The 20,505-nt window shown below is 68.1% G+C and carries 18 protein-coding genes and 3 pseudogenes; 15 read left to right on the top strand and 6 right to left on the bottom strand.

Features of this window, described 5'->3' with window-relative positions; all coding sequences use genetic code 11:
- Positions 1 to 69: 69 nt before the first annotated feature.
- Together ACFY0K_RS37830 and ACFY0K_RS37835 are read right to left on the bottom strand one after the other, a co-directional pair.
- Complete coding sequence (locus tag ACFY0K_RS37830) at positions 70 to 429, bottom strand: nuclear transport factor 2 family protein (protein ID WP_390643665.1); 360 nt, start codon at positions 427 to 429, stop codon at positions 70 to 72.
- Between the two features lie 25 nt (positions 430 to 454).
- On the bottom strand, positions 455 to 1,240 hold the full coding sequence (locus tag ACFY0K_RS37835) for an SDR family oxidoreductase (protein WP_390643666.1): 786 nt from the start codon (positions 1,238 to 1,240) through the stop codon (positions 455 to 457).
- 99 nt (positions 1,241 to 1,339) lie between these two features.
- Here ACFY0K_RS37835 and ACFY0K_RS37840 point away from each other — a divergent pair, with 99 nt between their 5' ends.
- The 5 genes from ACFY0K_RS37840 to ACFY0K_RS37860 all read left to right on the top strand — a co-directional run bounded on the left by ACFY0K_RS37840 (position 1,340) and on the right by ACFY0K_RS37860 (position 6,227).
- Positions 1,340 to 1,855, top strand: coding sequence for a winged helix-turn-helix transcriptional regulator (locus tag ACFY0K_RS37840; RefSeq protein ID WP_390643667.1), 516 nt, complete (start codon positions 1,340 to 1,342; stop codon positions 1,853 to 1,855).
- A gap of 985 nt (positions 1,856 to 2,840) precedes the next feature.
- On the top strand, positions 2,841 to 3,143 hold the full coding sequence (locus ACFY0K_RS37845; RefSeq protein ID WP_390643695.1) for a helix-turn-helix domain-containing protein: 303 nt from the start codon (positions 2,841 to 2,843) through the stop codon (positions 3,141 to 3,143).
- Positions 3,143 to 4,720 (top strand): helix-turn-helix domain-containing protein, encoded by a 1,578-nt coding sequence (locus ACFY0K_RS37850; protein ID WP_390643668.1) that lies wholly within the window; start codon positions 3,143 to 3,145, stop codon positions 4,718 to 4,720. Before ACFY0K_RS37845 ends, ACFY0K_RS37850 begins: the two co-directional genes overlap by 1 nt.
- Before the next feature lies 1 nt (position 4,721).
- On the top strand, positions 4,722 to 5,294 hold the full coding sequence (locus tag ACFY0K_RS37855; protein WP_390643669.1) for a transcriptional regulator: 573 nt from the start codon (positions 4,722 to 4,724) through the stop codon (positions 5,292 to 5,294).
- Positions 5,295 to 5,480: 186 nt separating this feature from the next.
- Positions 5,481 to 6,227 carry a DUF5131 family protein gene (locus ACFY0K_RS37860; protein ID WP_390643670.1) on the top strand — a complete coding sequence of 249 codons (747 nt, stop codon included), beginning with the start codon at positions 5,481 to 5,483 and terminating at the stop codon, positions 6,225 to 6,227.
- Positions 6,228 to 6,263: 36 nt separating this feature from the next.
- Here ACFY0K_RS37860 and tcmP read toward each other — a convergent pair whose 3' ends face one another.
- Entirely contained in the window at positions 6,264 to 7,442 is a 1,179-nt protein-coding gene (tcmP, locus tag ACFY0K_RS37865; RefSeq protein WP_390643671.1) for a three-Cys-motif partner protein TcmP, read from the bottom strand.
- Positions 7,443 to 7,726: 284 nt separating this feature from the next.
- On the opposite strand from tcmP, the gene ACFY0K_RS37870 reads away from it, so the two are divergent.
- From ACFY0K_RS37870 to ACFY0K_RS37880, 3 genes and pseudogenes are all read left to right on the top strand, one after another.
- The gene (locus ACFY0K_RS37870) at positions 7,727 to 7,963 is read left to right on the top strand and encodes a hypothetical protein (RefSeq protein ID WP_390643672.1); all 237 of its coding nucleotides are present in this window, start codon (positions 7,727 to 7,729) and stop codon (positions 7,961 to 7,963) included.
- Positions 7,963 to 8,234 (top strand): annotated as a pseudogene (locus tag ACFY0K_RS37875) (hypothetical protein). Before ACFY0K_RS37870 ends, ACFY0K_RS37875 begins: the two are co-directional and overlap by 1 nt.
- A gap of 136 nt (positions 8,235 to 8,370) precedes the next feature.
- Positions 8,371 to 8,813, top strand: a pseudogene (locus ACFY0K_RS37880) (transposase family protein); the annotation flags it as partial.
- A gap of 487 nt (positions 8,814 to 9,300) precedes the next feature.
- Here ACFY0K_RS37880 and ACFY0K_RS37885 read toward each other — a convergent pair.
- Positions 9,301 to 10,290: a hypothetical protein gene (locus ACFY0K_RS37885; RefSeq protein ID WP_390643673.1), complete on the bottom strand. Its 990-nt coding sequence runs from the start codon at positions 10,288 to 10,290 to the stop codon at positions 9,301 to 9,303.
- 629 nt (positions 10,291 to 10,919) lie between these two features.
- On the opposite strand from ACFY0K_RS37885, the gene ACFY0K_RS37890 reads away from it, so the two are divergent.
- Entirely contained in the window at positions 10,920 to 11,693 is a 774-nt protein-coding gene (locus ACFY0K_RS37890; RefSeq protein ID WP_390643674.1) for a transposase family protein, read from the top strand.
- 10 nt (positions 11,694 to 11,703) lie between these two features.
- Here the strand turns inward: ACFY0K_RS37890 and ACFY0K_RS37895 are convergent.
- A pseudogene (locus ACFY0K_RS37895) lies at positions 11,704 to 12,063 on the bottom strand (EamA family transporter); the annotation flags it as partial.
- A gap of 630 nt (positions 12,064 to 12,693) precedes the next feature.
- Between ACFY0K_RS37895 and ACFY0K_RS37900 the strand changes: the two are divergent.
- The 6 genes from ACFY0K_RS37900 to ACFY0K_RS37925 all read left to right on the top strand — a co-directional run bounded on the left by ACFY0K_RS37900 (position 12,694) and on the right by ACFY0K_RS37925 (position 19,031).
- Complete coding sequence (locus ACFY0K_RS37900; RefSeq protein WP_382729478.1) at positions 12,694 to 13,107, top strand: ATP-binding protein; 414 nt, start codon at positions 12,694 to 12,696, stop codon at positions 13,105 to 13,107.
- On the top strand, positions 13,082 to 13,885 hold the full coding sequence (locus tag ACFY0K_RS37905) for a SpoIIE family protein phosphatase (RefSeq protein ID WP_390643675.1): 804 nt from the start codon (positions 13,082 to 13,084) through the stop codon (positions 13,883 to 13,885). The genes ACFY0K_RS37900 and ACFY0K_RS37905 overlap by 26 nt, the downstream gene beginning before the upstream one ends.
- A 400-nt stretch (positions 13,886 to 14,285) precedes the next feature.
- Complete coding sequence (locus ACFY0K_RS37910; protein ID WP_382729482.1) at positions 14,286 to 15,233, top strand: LysR family transcriptional regulator; 948 nt, start codon at positions 14,286 to 14,288, stop codon at positions 15,231 to 15,233.
- Between the two features lie 569 nt (positions 15,234 to 15,802).
- The gene (locus ACFY0K_RS37915) at positions 15,803 to 16,261 is read left to right on the top strand and encodes a transposase (RefSeq protein WP_390643676.1); all 459 of its coding nucleotides are present in this window, start codon (positions 15,803 to 15,805) and stop codon (positions 16,259 to 16,261) included.
- A gap of 607 nt (positions 16,262 to 16,868) precedes the next feature.
- Positions 16,869 to 17,312 (top strand): VOC family protein, encoded by a 444-nt coding sequence (locus ACFY0K_RS37920; RefSeq protein WP_382729486.1) that lies wholly within the window; start codon positions 16,869 to 16,871, stop codon positions 17,310 to 17,312.
- Between the two features lie 288 nt (positions 17,313 to 17,600).
- Positions 17,601 to 19,031 (top strand): dihydrolipoyl dehydrogenase family protein, encoded by a 1,431-nt coding sequence (locus ACFY0K_RS37925; RefSeq protein WP_390643677.1) that lies wholly within the window; start codon positions 17,601 to 17,603, stop codon positions 19,029 to 19,031.
- Positions 19,032 to 20,183: 1,152 nt separating this feature from the next.
- On the opposite strand, the gene ACFY0K_RS37930 is transcribed toward ACFY0K_RS37925, so the two are convergent.
- Positions 20,184 to 20,411 (bottom strand): hypothetical protein, encoded by a 228-nt coding sequence (locus ACFY0K_RS37930; protein ID WP_382729490.1) that lies wholly within the window; start codon positions 20,409 to 20,411, stop codon positions 20,184 to 20,186.
- Positions 20,412 to 20,505 lie beyond the last annotated feature (94 nt).

Here is a 20,505-nt window from a genome sequence, read left to right on the forward strand (position 1 = left end):
TGGCTGGGTGGGCACGGGGGCTGGGACGAGGCGGTCCCGGGGGCGGGAACAGGTGGTGGGGGAGCGGGTTCAGGGTTCGATGGCGAGGTGTTCGATGAGGTTGTCGCGCAGTGTGAACCGATAGCGCAGATCGATGGTGCCGCCGGGGAAGTTGCCTTCGAGGTGGTGTGTGGCGATGTACTGCGCGGTTTCGGTCTGCTGGGCGTTCGTGAGGTGGATGGTGTAGGTGAATTCGGTGGCGGATCGGTCCAGCCACCGCTCGATCGCGATGCTGCCCTGGTAGGTGTTGCCGTCGTCGATCACTGTGGCGTCGTCGGTGAACGTCGTGACCGCGGTGGCGGTGTCGTGGGCGCGGTGCGCTGTGAGGTAGCGGGTGATCACCTCGGGCAGGTCGTCCGGGGTGATGGTCCGGGGCTGGTTGTCGTGCATGACGCTCCTGATGGTGGTGGCGGGTTCAGACGGTGGGGGTGGTGCCGCCGTCGATGACGTGTTCGGCGCCGACGATGGCCGAGGCGCGGTCGGAGACGAGGAAGGCGACGAGTTCGGCGACTTCCTCGGGCCGGTTGGGGCGGCCGAGCGGGATGCCGCCCAGGGAGTCCATGAGCCGGCCCAGGGCCGCTTCCTGGGTGATGTCTGCCTCGTGGGCGATCCGGGTGACGAGGTTGTCGGCGGCCGACGTCTGGACGAAGCCGGGCGAGACGGTGTTGACGCGGACGCCGTGCGGGGCGACCTGGTTGGCCAGGCCCTTGCTGTAGGTGGTCAGGGCGGCCTTGGCGGCGGCGTAGGCCAGGGTGCCGTTCCACAGCGGCATGCGGCGCTGGATCGAGGTGACGTGTACCACGGCCCCCTTGCCCTTGGTGATCATGTACGGCATGAGTGCGCGGTCCAGGCGGACGGCGGCCAGCAGGTTGGTGTTCAGCTCCGTGGCCCAGTCGTCCTCGCCGAGCGCTGCGAACCCTCCGGCCGGTGCCTGGGACCCGCCGAGGGTGTTGACCAGGATGTCGACGCCTCCCACGCGGGCGTCCACCTCGGCGGCGACGTGGGCTGCGCCCTGGTCGGTGGACAGGTCGGCGGTGATGAACGTCTTCTCCTCGACGTCGTCGGGGCGACTGCGGGCGGTGACCAGTACGGTTGCGCCGGCCTGGGCGAGACGGCGGGCGATGGCGGCTCCGGTGCCCTTGGTGCCGCCGGTGACCAGAGCGCGTCGGCCTTCGAGGGATTCGCTGATTGGCGTGGTCACGGTGTGCTCCGTTCCTGGGTGCGGGCAAGGAAGGCACCGCCCCCGTCGTTACTGCTAAAATAGAAGCTACTAACTTTGACTTTAGCAGTAACTAAGGGGATGGTCGCCGTGGCGAGCCGGATCAGGCTGGAGGACCGGGAGTGCCCGCTGTCCACGACGGTGGAACACGTCGGCGAGTGGTGGACGCTGCTGATCCTCCACGACGCCTTCGACGGCTACACCCGTTTCGACCAGTTCCAGGAGAGTCTGGGCATCTCCTCCAGCATGCTCACCACCCGGCTGAAGACCCTGGTGGCGGACGGGCTGCTGGAGCGCCGGCCCTACCAGACCAACCCTGTACGTCACCAATACGTTCTCACCGACCTGGGGCGCTCCCTGCGACCGGTGATCGTCGCCCTGGCCGCGTGGGGCAACTCCCGCCTCACACCGGCCGAACGCAGCATGATCCTCATCGACGCGCACAACGGCGAGGAAGTCGAACCCGTCGTCGTCGACGCCAAGACCGGCCGCCGACTCGACGACAGCGACGCCTACGTCTTCACCGCGGGCCCCGCAGCCAGTGACGCCATGCGCACCCGCTACGCGACACGGCCGGCCGCCCCCGCGGAGGCGTAAGGCTGCCGCGGACAAGCACCGAACGATCTCGAACAGAGCCGGAACGCACCGGTTGCCCTTGAATCGACCAGGCGCACAGGCCCGCCGACACTCCCCCGGCGGGCGGGCGGGATCACTGGGCCACGTCCTGGGGCGCCTCCCCCGGCAGCGGTGGCCGCGGCGGTATGCAGCACGGCCCGATCGGTCAGCTCGGCGCTCTGGCTGGGGTGGTCCAGCAGCGTGCGGGCTGCCTCGGCCGTGATGCCGCTCTGCGCGCCGCGCAGCTGCGCCGGCTTCTTCCGGGTCTTTTCGGGCACCCGCGTGATGCGGAAACGGTGGCATGCCACCGGGTGCCCGAGCCGCCCGCTGGGTCTGCGCCGCCACGGGGCGCAGCCGGCCGGCCGTGGTTGCGGGCTGCTGCTCCCGCTTCAGATGCCACGGATCCTCCCTCCGCTGCCGTGGCGGGCGCGCATGATCGCGGCCCGGCCGGCCGCTGATCGGGCCGCTGTAGCCGGCCGCGACCCGAGGTCCCGGCCGGGCCCGGTCCACCGCTCGCCCGGTCGGTGGCAGACCGGGTCGTCCCCGTCCCGCGCCCGGGGCGGCATCTGGCTGCTTGCGCGCCGGGCCGCGGCTCGGCCATGTCCGGGTCCGGCGGTGCGTGGGCGACGGCCACCGCCCGGGGGAAGACGGCCGCGTCGCGTCCCGTGGTCCGCCGCCGTTCCAGTCCAGTCCAGTCCGGTCCCGGCGCTGGCGCCCGCGACGTGGTGCAGGCGCTGCGGTCAGATCGTCTCCCGCTGCCGGCCGAGAGCCTCTCCCGCCGCTGGGTCGCCACTGTGTGTGGCGGTGCGCGCATGCCGGTGTGGTCCGGCCTCGGCCCGCGTCGCCCGCCTTGCCGCACCCGCCTGCGCTGCGCCGCTGCCGCCCTCGGTGGGGTCCCTGTTCGTGATCGTTGATGCGTTGTGCGAATAATGAGTGAGGGATGAGGGGTAGTTTTGGCTTTATGGGTATGGGGCTGGAGGAGCGGGTGAGGTCGGCGGTGGCGGCGCTCCTGTATGCGACCGGTGAGTCGCAGTCCGTTCTGGGGGCTGTTCTGGGGGTGAGTCAGGCGCAGGTGAGCCGTCGTCAGCGTGGCACCGCCGCCTGGACTCTGGCGGACTGTGAGGCTGTTGCCGCGCATTACGGCATTGACGTCCTGGAACTCCTGGGGGGGCCTACCCGGGCCACGGAGGCGCTGCCCTCTGCACGTCGCCGCGTCGCTGGTCATCGGGCGGGCAGCCGGCGTCCTGCGGCTGCCGGGGAGGGCATGTGATGACGGACTTCGGTGCGGTCGACGCTCTGCTGGCCCAGGCCGGGCAGCAGGTCCCGCTGCCGCCTGCCGGGGAACGGCGGATCCTGCGTGAGGAGTTGAACCTCTCACGTGCCCAGCTTGCGCAGGCTCTGGGGGTCGGCCCCTCCACGGTCGCAGGGTGGGAGTCCGGACGGGATCCGGGCGGCGAGACGAGGGTGAAGTACGCGTACTTCCTCGACGGGGCCAAGGCCAAGCTGGCCGCCGGCTCGGCCCGGCAGGCCCCCGCCGGCGAGCCCGGAGCCCGGGTGGTCGCGGACACCGGGCAGGCGGTGGGGCAGGACGACGACGCCGGCGTGCTTGCCACGCCCCGGCCGTGTGTGCTGTGCGGGCGGCCGGCTCGCTATCAGGTCGCCGGGTTCCCGCAGCACCTGGATGCCGCCGGGTGCGCCGGCGCGCCGGTGGACGCGCTGCCGGTCCCGGCACCGGCACCGGCACCGGAACCGGCAGCGGCAGCCGCACCTGTTGCGGCTGCGGCCGGGGTGGAGCGTGGTCGGGGCCGTGCCGGCGGGCCGGGGCGGGGGGCGCGGGGGGTGAGGGTCGTGGCGGCCGGGCGCCGGGTACGGCCCGCTGACGCCCCGGATCCGCTGGCCGGCCGGATCGCTTCGGCGGTCGCGGCCGCGCTCGGCGAGCACTCCGGTGACGTCGAAGCGGCGACGGCGGCTCTGGTGAAGCGGGCGATCCCGGATGCGATGGCCCTGCTGGACCAGTCCCGTCTCGGCGGCCGCTACGACATCGTCGCGCACCCGTGGCTGCCCGACGTCCTGCGCAAGCAGTCCGCGCGCGGCGCCGACCAGATCTGGGAGGCCCGCCCGAAGTGGACCCGCCCCGAACTCCCTGCGGGCGGGCACGAGGTGACCGCGCTGGACATCAACGGCGCCTACCTGTCCGCGCTGAAGACGCATCTGCCGCTGGGGCAGCTGGAGCACTCCGAGGGCGGCCGGCACGACCGGCGGCGGGCCGGTGTCCACCTGATCACCCCGCCCGGCTGGGACCACGACGCCTACCTGCCCAACCCGATCGGGCAGCGTGACGAGCCGGGCCCGCTGTGGGTGACCGAGCCGACCCTGCGCCTGCTGCTGCGGATCTCCGGCCCGAAGTACGCCCTGTGCGACCCACCGGTCATCCACGAGTCGTGGACGTCCGGGGCCACCGAGGGCCTGCTGGAGAAGTTCCGGATCACGCTCAAGGACGCCCGCGACGCCGCGATCGCCGACGGCGACGACGTGATGCTGGAGTACGTCAAGGCCATGTACTCCAAGTTCGTCTCCACGATGGGCGAGTCGAACTACAACCGGGAGCTCTACCGCATCGACTGGATGCACCTCATCCGCTCCCAGGCCTTCGCCAACCTCTGGTGGAAGGCCCACCGCGCCTGGGACGAAGGCCTCATGGTGGTCCGCGCCATGGGCACCGACGAACTCCATGTGACCGGCGACTGGCGCGCTGTCTTCCCCGAAGGGCGCGGCGTGACCGAGGTCAAGGTCAAGGACGTCTACACCGTCGGCGACGCCGACCCCGCGCCCCAGGAAGAGGTCTGACATGCCCGGCCGCAACATCGACTTCGGCAAGTTCGGCGCGGACGGCATCAAGGGCCATGAGGCCGTCGCGCGTCAGCTGGACGCCCTCGCCGGGTACATCGCCACCCCGGTCACGGCCCGGCGAGGCCTGCTCGCCCGCCTGCACTACCTCACCCGCAGCGACCGTGCCCGCTCCGCCGCACGGGAAGCCGGCCTGACCGCCACGCCCCGCACCATCCGGGCCTGGCTCGCCGGCACCCGTCGGCCCTCCCGCGCCAGCCTCGCCGTGATCGAGCAGGCCTACCGCACCGTGCGGCGGGAGGACGTCGCCCGTTACCTGCTCGCCCGCCTCAACCGCGACGGCCGCGGCACCCGGGTGGAGATCCACCCGCTCAACCAGTCCCGCGTCTCCCCACCGCACCAGCGCGTGGTCGCCTTCCGGACCATGAACGTCCGACGGTGGGACCGGATCGTCGCGGCATGGGCCGCCGGTGACGACTCGGCGCTCGATGAGGCGTGGGTGGACCAGGTCGTCGACCTCGGCTCCCAGTGGGGCCAGTACGAGTACGTCACCAACATCGGATTCGCCGCATGACGGCGTCTTTACAGCAGCCTGATCACCCCACAGGATGGGAACGTCCGTTCGATCAATGGGGTGATGGCAGCCGCACGGAAACCGAGTGGTTGGATGCCAGTACCGGTCCTGAGGCGTCTCGTTGGGCACAAAAAGCCGCAGCGGTACGGGTGGACAGGCTCGGTTCGAGGGGATGGAGGGCCGGCCGTGGGTGATCGCAGTTCGATCGAGTGGACCGAGGCGACGTGGAACCCGACCACGGGATGCGACCGCGTCTCCAAGGGGTGCGACAACTGCTACGCGCTGACGCTGGCGAAGCGCCTGAAGGCAATGGGCTCGCCGAAGTACCAGACCGACGGCGACCCGCGGACCTCCGGGCCCGGGTTCGGACTGACAGTGCATCCGGATGCGCTGACGGTGCCCTACGGATGGAAGAGCCCGCGCACCGTCTTCGTGAACTCGATGAGCGACCTGTTTCATGCCAAGGTCCCGCTCGACTACGTGCGCCGAGTCTTCGACGTGATCGCCGAGACCCCGCAGCACACCTACCAGGTCCTGACCAAACGGGCGCGGCGCCTGCGACAGGTTGCCGACCGGCTGGAGTGGCCGGCGAACCTGTGGATGGGCGTCTCGGTGGAGAGCGCGAAGGAACTGCCGCGCGTGGACGACCTGCGGCAGGTGCCGGCAGCGGTGAAGTTCCTGTCGTGTGAGCCGCTGCTGGGTCCTTTGGACGGCTTGGAGCTGACAGCGATCGATTGGGTCATCGCGGGAGGCGAGTCGGGGCTGGGACATCGGCCGCTGGATGAAGCATGGGTGACCCAGATCCGCGACACCTGCCAGCAGGCGCAGGTGGCGTTCTTCTTCAAGCAGTGGGGCGGCCGTACACCGAAGGCGGGCGGCCGCGAGCTTGACGGCCGTACCTGGGACCAGATGCCGCTGCCCGCGGCCGTGTGAGGGAGTCCGGGCAGACCGCTGCCCGGACTCGGCTCGTCATGCGGCGGCACTCCTCGGATGGACGGTGATCTCCCGAGTTCTCCTCACGCCCGCACCGTCGCTCGGTGTCTTGCCCTGCTTGTGCAGGCGCTGTACGGCTTTGCGTGCTGCCGGCTCGGTCACCTGTCCGTAGAACTCCCCGAAGATCTCCAGCGTGTGGTCCACGAGCTTGACCGGCTGCCGGCTCCGCAGCAGCAGGTTCTCCAGGTTGTCCGCGATCTTGGGAATCGCCCCGAGCGCGACCTCTTCCGGGTCCGGGCGCATGGGCCACAGCGCCAGCTTCCCCTCGCTCTCCTCGCGCGCGTCCAGCGTCTTCCACCATTCGTCCCGGGCACGGGCGACCGAGTCGCCGAACACCCACAGCCCGTACTGACTGCGAGTGGCGAAGACCAGCCGGTAGACAGCGCGCTTGTGCGCATCGTGGGAGACCGGCACCGACTGCACGAACATGCCGGTGCGCTGGGCCAACAGACGGGAGTACTCGGCTGCCACGGCCTCGATGGCGTCCTCGGCGGCGCCCTCTTTCGCAGTGGGGGCGGCGGCCTCGGCGAAGTACTCACGCCACCAGGTGCCGCCACACACGTCGTCGAAGCGCTGCAGCGACCTCTCGTTGCCCTTCGGGGAGCGGACGTGACCGCCCAGGCGCCACACGGCCATCATGCTGAAGTTCATCAGCAGCTCGGTCGGCGGCTTCTTCTGCGGCCGCTGCCGGGCCAGCACATCCACGAGCCGCCGCTGAGGCAGAACGAGCCCGCACGGGTCCAGGAAGAGGAACAGCGGCGCGCGCGCAGCCCGCTGGACCACGCTGTCGAGTACGGTGTCGACCTCGCCGCGGCGGGCATGCGCCGGCACCTTGCCGGCCTGATAGTGCTCGACAATCTTGTTCAACCGCTCGAACGACTTCTGCTGAGCCTCCGTAAAGAAGCACTCCAGACTGATCCCGTGCCGCGCACGGAAGTAGGAGGCGACCCGCAGGGCAATCTCCGCCGAAGCGGGCTCGCCGTTCTCGTAGCGGCCTTCACCTGCGTACCCGTCCAGATAGACCACACGTTTGTCTTGCGAATGAGCCCCCGTCATGCCCCCGAACTGAGGCAAATAGCGCTTCAGCAGCTCGTGCTTCAGCACGCTCGGCAGAGCCTTGTCCTTCCAGTACTCCCCACCCGTTCCGCTGGACATGAAGCCCCCACTCCGTCACGGCTCAACTAACCGTCTGTGACGCATGGTCAGCCACTCACCCGAACCCGACAAGAGGTTCATCACGCCACCCACCCACCCGTCGGCAGTAGCGGCTACGGCGGAAGAGAGCACGCAGCATCTGCCCCCAGTTTCAGACATGGCCCGTTCGAGTGAGCGCCTACTTTGGTGCCCGACGCCCACGGAGTTCTCAGCAGGCTGTACCTCTCCTGCGTGCGCAGCGATACCGTTGATGGCATACGCCCGTACCGTGCCTGGAGGCTGTGATGAACGACCAGCCGGCCCCCGCCGACGGAGCCGTCCGGCAGCAGCTGGAGCCTGCGGCCGCCGACGCGGTCCGCGCGTACGCGGCCAAGACCCGGGAGCAGGCCGACCAGTTCGCCGCCGTCCTGGAGGACATCGCGGAGAACGGGTTGCCCGCGGTGGAGGACTGCACGCCGTGGGAGGGCCTGCGCGAGGCTCACCTTGCCCGGCTTACCGCGCAGCGGCCGGCCGTCGCCTGATGCCCCCGCAGCACGGCCCCCGCCGCGCCCGATCGCCTTGTCCGACTCCGCCGCCAAGCAGCTGGAGAACATCACCAACGAGGCGTACATCCACGCCTTGGACCGCGCCCTGGTCGTCATCTCCGTCGACCCCGAGCTCGGCGAGCCGATCCCCGGCGACACCGCCGGCCCCCAACTGCGCCCGTGCACCGACGACCTCGAAGCCGTCCGGATCCTGTACTTCGTTACCGCCCTGCGCACTGTGGTCGTCGTCGCCTACATCGAGGTTTGACCTGCCTTCTTGAGCCAGCCCGGCCAAACCTTCGCGTGGTTCTTTCCGATTTCCGCATCCGTGGGGTGCTATGAGGACGTGATCAAGAGCCTAAGGGCTGTCCCGTAACGACTGATCTTGGCGACATGATCTTGTCGTGCCTGGTCTGATCACGGCGTCGGAGCCGTCCTGGATAACCCCGTTCGCTGGGATGAGTCCGCGGCAGTCCGCAAGTTGGTCACCGCCCTGCGGCGCGAAGGCGCGGACCCTGCCTGCAAGGGTCGGCCGTGGAGCCTGCCTTTACACGATCGGGTCCTGCTGGTCACCGCGTGTTGGCGGACGAACCTGACGCTGCGGCAGCTCGGCCCGCTGTTCGGTGTGTCCAAGTCGGCTGCCGCGCGGATCATCGGGCATCTCGCACCCCTACTCGCCCTGCGGCAGCGCAAGCGGTTCCGCAAGGAGACCGTGCTGATCGTGGACGGCACCCTGGTACCCACCCGCGACCACACGGTCGCCGAGCAGTCGAAGAACTATCGGTACTCCACCAACCACCAGGTCGTCATCGACGCCGACACCCGGCTCGTCGTCGCCGTTGGCCGGTGATGGCCTGCGGGGGAGTGTCAGTTGTGCATCGTCATCTGCGTGTCAGTGGCGCAGGCTCGGTGACCTGGTGGTTGCTGCTGACGGGTGGTGCCCACCTGTTGCTGACATGAGTGACGAAGGGCCATGTCATTCTCACGCAGACTGCAATAGCGGATGCGGGGTTTGCACTGGTCAGAGCACGAGTTCCATGCTGCGGGACGGTAGGCCTTGGCAGCCAGCGTCTGGTTCGTGGACGGCGGCAGTTGCAATGCGTGATGACTCTTTGCGCGTCCAGGCTGGCCGGTTTCGGGGCTGCAGCGGCCGAGTACGGGGCGGGTGAAGGCTTACGGCAGCGTGCCGTCGAGGCCGGGCATGGTCCGGACCGCGTTCCGACAACCGACGACCAGTGCGCGACGCCGTCCGGTGCGTGCCCGGCAGCGCAGTGCCCGGTCGGCTGCTGCCCGGCCCGCGCCCCCCGCCCGGCCGCGGCCGGTGCCGACAGCCCCTAGGTTTCGCTCCTGTCCTCGGGGGTGACGGGCCCGGTCCAAAAACGATGAGGCAGGGGTTTCCTGGTCTTCTGGTTGGCTTCCCACCTCTTCTTCTCCATGGCCTGGAGATCATCCGCCTTTGCCGCGCGCAGGCCCGATTCGATGACGAAGTGCCGCGCCCAGTGGTAGTCGTCGGATGTTACCTCCTCCAGGGCCTTTCCGAAGTGGTAGCGCTTGTCGCCGTTTCTGTAGGTGCGGACCTGGGGGGTCAGGATGTGGAAGCGGGCCATGCTCGCGTAGTCGATGCCGAGACTGATGGCCAACAGAGTGTCCTGGGTGATTGCCATGAAGTTGTCGAGCTTCTCGAGTCGCCTGAGACCAGGGTCCCGATACTCTCCGCGAGGTTCATCGAAAGGGGAGGGTCTCTCGCCGAAGTTGAAGGCTGACCGTCTGGTTGGCTCTTCGCCGCTCTGGTAGTTGGTCAGCAGTGCCTGGAATGCCAGGCTGAGGCCGGCCATGGCCTGGACGTAGTCGCCGATGTCGGCATGCGTTTGTGTGTCGCGCAGCAGTTGCTTGACCTCGTGCTGAGTCAGCAGGTCGACCATATCGACAGTGTCGAGTTCGACACCGAAGATCTTGGGGGTGACCGTGGTGAAGAAATCGACAACGGTCTCGCGCGCCTGCTCGATCTGGTGCGCGGAGGGGAAGGTTCCGTTGTGCTTGAGAGCGACGCGGGCGTCGTTGAGGCGCCTCATCTGATCCTTCTTGGGAAGTTCATAGACTGGTTTGATCGCTTCCCAATAGCTGAGGAACTCCGCGTTCCTCTTCAAGTCCACGCCCAAATGCTGCGCGGCGAGGCCGATGAAGTTCTCCACCGCGTCGTGGAAGGACGTGATGGCCCGGGAGCGCAGTGGCGAGGGTTGCCCACTCTGCTCGACCCCCTCGCGGTACAGGTAGCGGACGTACGCGAGCCGCTGAACTGTCAGCGGATCAAGCGGCTGTGCCATTACAACTCCAGGGATCGTCATGTGCTTGAGATTGTGACGGCGTGCGGAGCCCTGCTGCACCAATATTTCTGTGCGATCCGTGCAGCCCGATCACCCAAACGCAGTTGCAGCCGCACATTTGCCCACCGCGACGGTCTGCGGGGGAATGTCACCTGGGCATCGTCGTCTGAGTGTTAGGCGTCTCAGTCCAACGCGTCGAACAGCAATTGCTGAGCGGGGGGAGGGAGCAGCAGGCTGCCGTACCGGCCTCGGCCAGCGCGAGACGGCACGCGTCCCACAGGGCGAGCGTCTCGTGCCGTGCACCAGCCGTAGCCGAACGTCTGACAGCCCAGCACCAGTACCCGCCGCGCCGTTCCAAGAGCACAGGACTCCGAAGACGGCGGGCATTGCTGGGCGGTGGCGTCTCTACGAGGCTTCTGCCTGTAGCGGCCAGCTCAGGGTGGCAAGCCCCGTCGGACCGCCGATGTGCACGTACTGCGTGCGGCCGGGGGGTGTGGACGATGTTGGTGACCGGTGCCGCGGTGAGCAGGGAATGCACGAGACGCCCGGTGAGGGGCTCCCACAGCCGCATGCCGGTGCCGTTGCCGGCTGCCAGCAGACAGGTTCCCGGGACGTGGGGGAGCGGGGTCATGACGGCGGTGTACGGGGTGTCCATCCGGCTGATCGGACTCCGACTCGATCTGCCTCACGGCCTGGTCGAGTGGGTAACCATGCTCATCGTCACCCGCGAGGGTGACCGCCGCTGCAAGCTCCCACCGCACCAACGTGCCCTGGTCGGCCTGGTGTACCTGCGCCGGCACGACACCCTCGCCCAGCTTGCCGCCGGGTTCGGCATCTCCGTGGGCACCGCTCACGCCTACACGACAGCCGTCGTCGACCGGCTCGCCGACCGCGCACCCGGCCTGCTGCGCGCCCTGCGCGAGGCGGAACCGGACTACGTCCTGCTCGACGGCACCCTGGCGGAGTGCGACCGGGTCGGCGACAGCCGGGCCGACTTCTCCCACAAACACCGCCGACACGGGGTGAACGTGCAGGTGGTGGCCGACCCGGTCGGGCAGCTGCTGTGGATCTCGCCTGCTCTGCCCGGCCGCGCCCATGATCTGACCGCGGCCCGCGCCCACCGGATCATCCGGATCTGCGAGCGCCAGGGCGTTCCCATCCTCGCCGACCGCGCCTACATGGGAGCCGGACCGTGGGTGACGACACCCCTCAGACGCCCGCCGGGCCGTGACCTCACGCCGACCCAGCAAACCGTCAATCGCGCGCTGTCCGCGGCACGGGCACCGGTCGAGCGTGGCGTCGCACGCTTGAAGTCCTGGCGCATCTTCCGCCGATCCCGGTGCAGCCCGAATCGAATGTCGTCAATCTCCGCGGCCGTCCTCGCTCTGGAGCGGCAGTGCTGAAAGACCTCAGTGCTTCGGACAGGAACGCCCTGCCCAGCAGAAGGCTGAAGACGGGGGCGATGGAGATGAGCATGCTGGCGGTGCCGGCGGACACGTGCACCTCGCCCCAGTTGAGCAGCACCTGGTAGCCGGTCATGCCGGTAGCCCCGGCAAGGGCGATCAACGGCAGGTCGCTGCGCCGCGGACGCCGAACGCCGAGCAAGGGTGCCACCGCTGTCAGGACGACGGAGGCAATGGCCAGCCTCAGCAAGGACAGTCCGGCCACTCCGAGGCCGTCGACCCCGACGCGGATGGCCGGAAATACCGAGGCCCAGAGGACGACGACCCCGGCCAGGGCGAGGAAGCTGCGGCTGCCGGTGCTTCTGCTCATGGCAATAACGATGGCCCGCAAGGCGATAAAGGTCCAGTTACTTATTCTTGGATATAAATGAAGCGTTGTTTATGAATGGGGGGAAGTGGGTTGCCTGGTAGTTGATTCCTGCAGATCGAGCACTGGCCTGCGCGGCGATTCGACGGGTGTCGGATGTGCCGGCCCGCCGGCAGTGAGGACGGGCCCTGGTCGGCGGTTCGTCGAGGCCAGGGAATCTGTAATGCCACGCGGGCCCCTCTCGAGGGGTTTCGTTGCGGGCCGGTGCCACGCGTGGGAGCGGGAGGTGGCGTCGCGGAATTTCGGACAATAATTAAGACCTCTTATTCGATGAGGCTAGAACAACTAACTGGACCTTTTGGGTTGCTGCGCGCACCGTGGGAGGTGGATGAAACACGATGTGCGTTTCCGAGCCGATGGCGAACCGACAGGTTCCGTAGGCCGCCCAACGATTCGACGGCACAGCCCGGAGACTCCGCCCGACAAGGAGTTGACCATGTGCAGGCACTGGCCCCCGCATCCCGAAACGAAGCTGCCGAACTGCGGCGCCACCCACCGTTCCATGCTCTGCCCGCAACGCGACGTCGTTGGTGTCACTGAGCGCGTTCCCGGATCGCATCACTGGGAGTTCCGATGATCGTGGCAGAGGCGGATCGTCGGACGCTGTTGGCAGAGGTCCTCGCCACCGATGAGCAAGAGGTCCCGCGTGCTCGGCACATGGTGGCCGAGTCCCTTGCCCTGTGGCATCTGCCGTGCCTGGTCGAGGCGGCTGAGCTGTGTGTGTCCGAGATGGTCGCCAACTCGGTGGTGCACGCCGCGCATGGCCGCATCAGCTTCACGCTGGAGTACGGCGACGACGGGCTCCGCATCAATGTCAGCGACGGCTCGCCTGTCCTTCCTGCCACCCGGCAGCCGTCGGCTGCCGCGGAGCACGGACGAGGCATGCTCCTGATCGACCACTTGGCCAAGGAGTGGGGAACGAGCGTGAACCGAGACGGCACGAAGTCCACCTGGGTGCTCCTTGCGGTGGAGGAAGCCTGCCAGTGAGCAGCGCCGCATAACGCCGCGTGCGAAAAACCCGGTCACCTGGCAGTGCACGATCGCGCGGGCCGGCCACCCGCCGCCCGCGATCATCGGTCCCGGCGGCGTCAGTTTTCCCGAACTGCCCGCCGCAGTCCCGTTCGGCGTGGGGCTGGTGCCCTTCGAGTCCGTGACCCTGCAACTGCAGGAGGGAAGCGTGCTCGCCCTCTACACCGACGGTCTGATCGAGAACCGTGGCCACGACCTCGACGAGGGTATGAATCGTCTGGGCGGTGCCCTGACACAACCTGGCCTCCTGTTGGAGGACCTCGGTTCGGCCGCGATGGACACGATGCCCCTCCAGGCACCCGGCGACGACGCCACCCTGCTTCTCGCACGCGCCCGTTCGCTCGGCCTCGGCCAGGTCGCCACATGGCCGCTTGCGCGAAACCCGTCCGACGTTCGTCGGGCCCGGGCCCTGGCCACCCGCCAGCTGGATCACTGGGGGCTGGAGCAACTGCACGAGCAGACGGAACTGATCATCAGCGAACTCATCACCGACGCCCTCCGTGATGGCGAGGGGCCGATCCAGCTACGCCTGATCCGGCACCAGGTCCTGACCTGCGAGGTGCAGGACACCATCGGTAGCTTCTCGCAGATACGCCATCCCCACAGCACCGATCCAGACGGTCGCGGCCTGCTCCTCATCGACGAGCTGAGCCGCCGGTGGGGCACTCGCCGCACACCGGCCGGCAAGATCATCTGGGCCGAACAGCAACTACCGTCCGGGAGGATGAGCCACTGACCGATGTTCGCGAACACATGGCGCTCCGGACGCGGTACGGGAAAGCAACACCCGAGGGCCAGGCCGGCGTCCGCGTCTCCCAGGGCCCTGGCCGCCTGGCCGGCGCGGCCACCGAGGCGACAGTCGCCATGAGGGCGTGCGGTGACAGTGTGGTTACTGACAGAACGAAGCCGGTAGAGCCAGTGCTCCCGGGCGAAGGGCCGATGAAATGAAGCCGCTGGACGCACCGACGAGAAGATTCGTCGAACAGATCGGCAGGAACCCCTTTGAATAATGTCCGGACGTGACAGCTCTCCTGAAATTCGAAATGTACACATCGGGAATGCGGGCAGCCATTGTGGAGGGCGCCCGAAGAATGGCTATGCTTGAACTATTCACAGGGAATGCGTAAGGAACGTTCATGCTTGACGTGCGACGACTTCGAGTCCTGCAGTACCTGGCCACCCACGGCACAGTCGCGGCCGCAGCGGAAGCGCTGTATCTGACCGCTCCCGCCATTTCACAGCAACTGGCTGCGCTGGAACGGGAAGTAGGGCTGCCCGTCGTGGAGAAGCGGGGGCGCACTCTGCATCTGACCCCTGTCGGTGAGCTGCTGGTGTCCCATGCCGAAATCGTGCTGAGCGACCTGGCAGCCGCAGAATCGGATCTGGAGGCCATACGCGGGCGCGGCCACGGCATCGTACGCGTCGCCGCCTTCGCGTCCGCGGCCCGCGCCTTGATTGCTCCGGTGTGGAAACAGATCCTGGATGCAGAGGCGGAAACCGAAGGCTCGTTGACGCTGGAACTCTTCGAGCAGGAGCCCGAGAGGGCCCTAGAGGCCTTGCGTCGACGGGACGTCGATCTGGCCGTCGTCCACGGATACACGGTCTTGCCACGGGACTTCCCCAGCGGATGTGAGCAGACCAAGCTCCTTGAGGAACCCGTCCTGCTTGCGCTGCATCCCGAACACGCCGCACGCATGGGGCTGAAGCCGGGTGAAAGCGTGGACCTGGCGCGTCTGTCCGACAGTGTCTGGCTCACGCCCGGACCGGAGACATCCTGCTACGAGATGATCCAGCGTGCCTGCGGCGCGGCCGGTTTCGTGCCGACCATCCGCTCCCGCAGCAGCGACTTCTCAGTGCTGGCGGCGCTGGTTGCCGCAGGCGCCGGAGCAGCCCTGCTTCCCCGGATGACATTGCCGGACACGCTGCCCGGGCCGATCAGCCTGCACCGTCTCCTTCACCCGGTAACTCGCACCGTCTACTCGGTCAGCCAGAGCGGCACGTCCCGGCGACCCGACATCCGCTACTTCCAGGAGCTGCTCCATCAGGCTGCTGAGACGGCCGTACTGCAGAAGCAGCAGATCTGAGAGCGCACCACGCCTGCCCGGTAGGTGCCGTGCTCTTGCCCGGGGCGGGTTTCCGAGATCCAAGACTTGACGCTTGGCTCCCATGAGTATGTGCTCACCGAAACACTTCTTGTCGGACGACGAGCCGATGAACCGTCTGGTCACCGCTCGAACAGGACAGCCGCCCCCCTTCTGTGTACTCCCTCACCGCCGAGGACGGCGCAAGCTGTCCCGCGACGCCCTGCTCCTGCTCGACCCGAAAGAGATCGCACGGCCTGCCGACGCGGAGCCGTATCAACCTGCTTATGGCGGGCTGGGCCCGCCGACCCTGCCCCGGTACCGCGAGGCACCGCGGCCGCTGCCAGACCTCGTTGAAGAGAGCGCCGTGTTCCAGAAGGTCACCTGGCGGCAGGGCAGCAAGGGCACGATGACCTCGTACTTCGCCGTGCTTCAGGTGCGGCCCTCGGGCAAGGAAGCTTGCCGAACCGCCCAGGAACAGGCCGGAGGACGCAACCGGTGGGACGGAGTTCTGCCGCTGCGGACTCTGCTGGTCGAACCCCGAGACGGCGGCCGAGCCGACCGGCTACTGGATGAGCAACCTGCCTGCCGCCACCCCTGTCGCCGACCTGGTGCGGTGGGCGAAGATACGCTGGCGGATCGAGCACGACTACCGAGAACTCAAGCACGGCCTGGGCCTGGATCACTTCGAGGGCCGTACCTGGCGCGGCTGGCACCACCACGTCACCTTCGTCACTGCCGCCCAGGTCTTCCTCACCCTGCGGCGGCTCGACCCAAAGCGCAGATGCCGGCCTGACCCTCTGCCAGGTTCTCGACGAGCTCCAAGACCTGTTGAGGTGCTGGACCGGCACCTGCACCACCTGCGGCCGGCCCCTGCCGACCAGCAGAATCAGCCGTCCTCGCTGCAGGCAACGTCCGGGCCGAGGGTCGCGTCGGGGGACTCGAAGCACGTGGCGGACCGCGCCGGCAGTGCCTGCATAGCCGGTGTCCTGCCCGGTCCAGTAGGGCGAATTGGCCGGGCCGAGCGATGAGGACGGCAAGGCATGCACGCACATGGTTGCTGATCCCGAGGGCCAAGGCCAAGTCGGGTACGCGACGTGAACGTGGCATACGCAGACCGTCTGCTCCTCCGGAACGACAAACTGACTGAGTATCAGGTCAAGATGTCGACCGAACCGTGCTCGGCCGATCAGGACTTGGGTGAAGGTTCCGGCCGATGGGTGGCGTCGTTGCCGCTGTTGCTCGGCGGCATGGTCTGGAGATCATGTCCGGTCTGCTCTCGTTCTCTGCCGGTCGACTCCGCCCGCCGTCTCGTCGGGAACCCGGTTCGCCCGCAGCGGCGGGGCGCCTGATTAGGGGACGGAGTGTCACTCGTGCGAGTCCGCACAGTCATCGATTTTCCGTGACCGTGATGTCACGGAGAGCAACTGCGGTGATCGTCGGGGCTGCTGGCGCGCCGTCGGCCCATGTGGGCAACCCCGAGCTTCTGCAGGGGATTTTGCGGAGGTGTGATCAGGGGTGATTCAGCGATTCTTCAAGGTGGGCAAAATATAACTAACTGGATCTTTTATCCCTATTTCCTGCACTGTTGGAGGCAGGAACCGAGGCCGGCAATGAAACGGAACAGGATTAACGATCATGGAAATGAAACTAGAGGTCGTCGTGATACCCGTCGCTGACGTTGACAAAGCCAAGAGCTTCTACGAGGGGCTGGGGTGGCGACCGGACGGTGACTTCGTCGTCGATGAGGGCTTCCGTGTAGTGCAGTTCACCCCTCCCGGTTCTCTTTGCTCGGTCATCTTCGGCACCGGTGTCAGCTCAGCCGAGCCGGGGTCTGCCCAGGGTCTGTACCTCGTGGTCAGCGACATCGACGAGGCCCGAGCCGAACTCCTCGACCGGGGCGCCGACGTGAGTGAGGTGTTTCATGACGTGAGCGGCGTGTTCGACCGTCCCGGGACGGAGGGTCGAGTGTCTGGACCGGACCCCGAACGTCGTAGCTACCTTTCTTTCGCCTCCTTCAGCGACCCGGACGGCAACGGCTGGGTGCTGCAGGAGATCACGAAGCGGTTCCCGGGCCGCTGACAGAGGACGAGGGCGTGCACGGGGCCACGACGACGGCGCGTACCACGGTTGCTGAGGCAGCGTGGCACCGCGGGACGGTCAAGGGGCGGGTGGTCCCCGCAAGTTCGTGCAGTGGTCGCGTGTCGCTGCCCAGACCCGCAAGCCGACGGCCGATCTTGACCAGCTCGTGCTCCGCAGGGCAGCTCTTTCCCTTGCAGCCGCTCACGGAACATCACAAGGTCCGACGGCGAGGCGCGGTCCGGCCCGCGTCCGTCGGGGTCCACACCCAACAGAAGGAAAGCAGTAGTGATGCAGAACGTATCCCTTGTCTATGACGTGGTCGTCATCGGCGCGGGGCCGGTCGGTGAGAACGTGGCCGACCGTGCCCACACCACCGGTCTGAGTACGGTGATCGTGGAGGGTGAGCTGGTCGGTGGCGAGTGCTCGTTCTGGGCCTGTGAGCCCAGCAAGGCGCTACTGCGGCCGGTAGTGGCGCGCGCGGATGCGCGACGTGTCCCTGGACTGCGCCAGGCGGTGCAGGGACCCCTGGATGTCACCGCCGTCCTGGCGCACCGCGATGCCATGTCCGGCCACTGGCAGGACGAGGACCAGGTCGAGTGGCTGAAGCAGGAGGGCGTCGACCTCATACGCGGTCACGGACGCCTCGACGGACCGAAGCAGGTCACGGTGCAGACCCACGACGGCGAAAGGATCCGACTGTCCGCCCGGCACGCCGTCGCCCTCTGTACCGGCACCAGCGCGGTAGTGCCGGACCTGCAAGGACTGGCGGAGGTGCGCTGCTGGACCAGCCGGGAAGCGACCAGCGCCCACGAGGTGCCGGGGCGGCTGGCCATGGTCGGAGGGGGTGTGGTGGCTGTCGAGATGGCCACTGCCTGGCAGGCGCTCGGCTCCCGGGTGACCCTTCTCGTCCGCGAGGACGGGCTGCTGGGCCGTATGGAGCCCTTCGCAGGGGAGATGGTCGCGCAGAGCCTGCGCGAGGCCGGCGTCGACGTGCGCTTCGAAACGAAGGTCACGTCGGTGGCACGGGCCGGCGGCGAGCTGCGGATCAAGCTTGCGGACGGTGGAAAGCTGACTTCCGACGAGATCCTGTTCGCCATCGGACGGGCTCCTCGCACCTCCGACGTCGGCCTGGAGACCGTCGGCCTCACCCCGGGTGACTGGCTGACCGTGGACGACACCTGTCAGGTGACCGCCGTGGACGGCGGCTGGCTCTACGCCGTCGGCGACGTCAACCACCGTGCCCTCCTGACCCACCAGGGCAAGTACCAGGCCCGGATCGCCGGGGCGGTCATCGGAGCCCGCGCCAAGGGCGAGCCACTGGACGACAGTTGGTGGGGCGCACATGTCGCGACGGCCGACAGCGTCGCAGTCCCCCAGGTCGTCTTCACAGACCCGGAAGTGGCCTCCGTCGGCCTGACCACGCGAGAGGCCGAGCGGACAGGGCGACGGGTGGACGTGGTGGACTACGACATCGGACAGGTCGCGGGTGCAGTCCAGTTTGCCGAGGACTACCGCGGCAACGCCCGCGTGCTCATCGACACCGACCGTGGCACCGTGGCCGGGGCCACCTTTGTAGGCCCAGGCGTGGGAGAACTTCTGCACTCGGCCACCATCGCGGTCATCGGCGAGGTGCCGATCGACAGGCTCTGGCACGCCGTGCCCGCCTTCCCGACGATCAGCGAGGTCTGGTTGCGACTGCTGGAGACCTATCGCACATAGCGAGGCCGGCGACGGGCGCGGCCACTTATGTCCCACCTCGTGCCCTGGGCACGACCCGGCAGGAACGCGCGGGCGGCGGCTATGCGCACGGCTTCATGGCATGGAGTTCTTCGACCAGGCCAGGAACAGCGCCCGGTCACGTGACCCGACGATCATCCAGGCACCTCGCTTGGCCACGCCTGGCGGGCGAATCCTCGACTCTCTTTCCCCGCAGTCTCCCCGAAACGCTTCGAAAGCACAGAAAGGCACATCACCATGGACTGTTTTGACTGCAGTGTTCCCCGTCAAGCAGGGACCGTCATCCCGAGGCCGCCCAATGCCCTGGCCGTATGCGCCCGGTGCGGGGCCGGGATCTGCGGCCAGCACCTGCATGTAACTGCCGACCCGCTGCCCGGCTCACCCGACTCCTCCGTCTCACTGCCCGAAGCCAGGCGGCTCACCTGCGGCGTTTGCTACGAAGCAGAGGGTGCGGCCCGCGGTGCCTGGCTGAGCATCGGCGCACTGACCTGAACCGTTGCCCATGCGGGACCGACGAGCGCGGCGTCCCCGGCGGGGGCTTCGAGGTTCTCGAAGCCCCCGCGGCAGCCGGCACCCCAGGTGGCGCGTGGTTGCCGCAAGCGGGTGTGAGGTCTCAAAGGCCGGGGCAGCGCGGTTCATCCACAAGATGACCCATCCCGCAACGCTCCCGGCCAGGGCGCCAGCGGCGCCGCGGACGATGGCCGTGGCCCGCCGTTCGGGCGAGGGAATGCAGGCGACGGCGGCGGCTGCCGTCCAGGAACTGCCGTAGCTGGGCCCGGAACTGGGACCAGAGGTGGCGCAGCTTGTGGCTGCGTTGGTGGCGCCGGGTCGGCGCCGGCCGGGCAGTGTCCTGGCGGCGTGCGAGGTCGACCTGTGGTCCGCCGGAAACGAGCAAGGCGCCCGCTACCACCCTGGCCACCACCAACGCCGTCCGCTTCGGCGGCACCCGCAGCATCTGTTTCCCTACGGCACCATCACCGAGCCCATCCACGTGGCCACCCTCCTGCCGGCTCTTGAGCGCACGTTTCACCGCAAAGCCCAGGACTCCGCCCCACCCCGCCTGCACGAATGGGCCACCAGCGTGCTCATGACGGCTTCGCCCCGGCCTATCACCGCATGAGGGCAGCCGCCTCCTCACACCGTCCGCCGGGCGGCGTGGATGCCCTGGGCGCCGTAGATGCCCCGGGACTGCTCGTGGACGGCGGTGATCTGCTCGGTCAGCTCCGCGTCCTGCACGGCCCGGGAACTGGGTGTGTGGGTACGGCGGGCGTAGAAGGCGGCTCGGGAGACCTTCAGCAGTTCACACGCACGCTTGACGTTGTGACCTGCCTGCTTCTCCGCCTCGATGAACGGGTGCACCATCACCGGGTCTCCTTGATGCTCCTATGTCAAGCGGCCAGGCTCATTGGCGTTGGGGGTAGCGGGTTGAGGGGTTGGTCGAGGTTGGCCTGGTCGG

Source organism: Streptomyces sp. NPDC001507 (assembly GCF_042894765.1).
In the GTDB taxonomy this organism is placed as follows: domain Bacteria; phylum Actinomycetota; class Actinomycetes; order Streptomycetales; family Streptomycetaceae; genus Streptomyces.

Bases quoted from the DNA above. Each gene is read 5' to 3' on its own strand.
- ACFY0K_RS37840 (WP_390643667.1), top strand. From the start codon at position 1,340: ATGGTCGCCGTGGCGAGCCGGATCAGGCTGGAGGACCGGGAGTGCCCG.
- ACFY0K_RS37845 (WP_390643695.1), top strand. From the start codon at position 2,841: ATGGGGCTGGAGGAGCGGGTGAGGTCGGCGGTGGCGGCGCTCCTGTAT.
- ACFY0K_RS37850 (WP_390643668.1), top strand. From the start codon at position 3,143: ATGACGGACTTCGGTGCGGTCGACGCTCTGCTGGCCCAGGCCGGGCAG.
- ACFY0K_RS37885 (WP_390643673.1), bottom strand. From the start codon at position 10,290: ATGGCACAGCCGCTTGATCCGCTGACAGTTCAGCGGCTCGCGTACGTC.
- ACFY0K_RS37830 (WP_390643665.1), bottom strand. From the start codon at position 429: ATGCACGACAACCAGCCCCGGACCATCACCCCGGACGACCTGCCCGAG.
- ACFY0K_RS37910 (WP_382729482.1), top strand. From the start codon at position 14,286: ATGCTTGACGTGCGACGACTTCGAGTCCTGCAGTACCTGGCCACCCAC.
- ACFY0K_RS37900 (WP_382729478.1), top strand. From the start codon at position 12,694: ATGATCGTGGCAGAGGCGGATCGTCGGACGCTGTTGGCAGAGGTCCTC.
- ACFY0K_RS37855 (WP_390643669.1), top strand. From the start codon at position 4,722: ATGCCCGGCCGCAACATCGACTTCGGCAAGTTCGGCGCGGACGGCATC.
- ACFY0K_RS37925 (WP_390643677.1), top strand. From the start codon at position 17,601: ATGCAGAACGTATCCCTTGTCTATGACGTGGTCGTCATCGGCGCGGGG.
- tcmP (WP_390643671.1), bottom strand. From the start codon at position 7,442: ATGTCCAGCGGAACGGGTGGGGAGTACTGGAAGGACAAGGCTCTGCCG.
- ACFY0K_RS37915 (WP_390643676.1), top strand. From the start codon at position 15,803: ATGAGCAACCTGCCTGCCGCCACCCCTGTCGCCGACCTGGTGCGGTGG.
- ACFY0K_RS37920 (WP_382729486.1), top strand. From the start codon at position 16,869: ATGGAAATGAAACTAGAGGTCGTCGTGATACCCGTCGCTGACGTTGAC.
- ACFY0K_RS37890 (WP_390643674.1), top strand. From the start codon at position 10,920: ATGACGGCGGTGTACGGGGTGTCCATCCGGCTGATCGGACTCCGACTC.
- ACFY0K_RS37870 (WP_390643672.1), top strand. From the start codon at position 7,727: ATGAACGACCAGCCGGCCCCCGCCGACGGAGCCGTCCGGCAGCAGCTG.
- ACFY0K_RS37930 (WP_382729490.1), bottom strand. From the start codon at position 20,411: ATGGTGCACCCGTTCATCGAGGCGGAGAAGCAGGCAGGTCACAACGTC.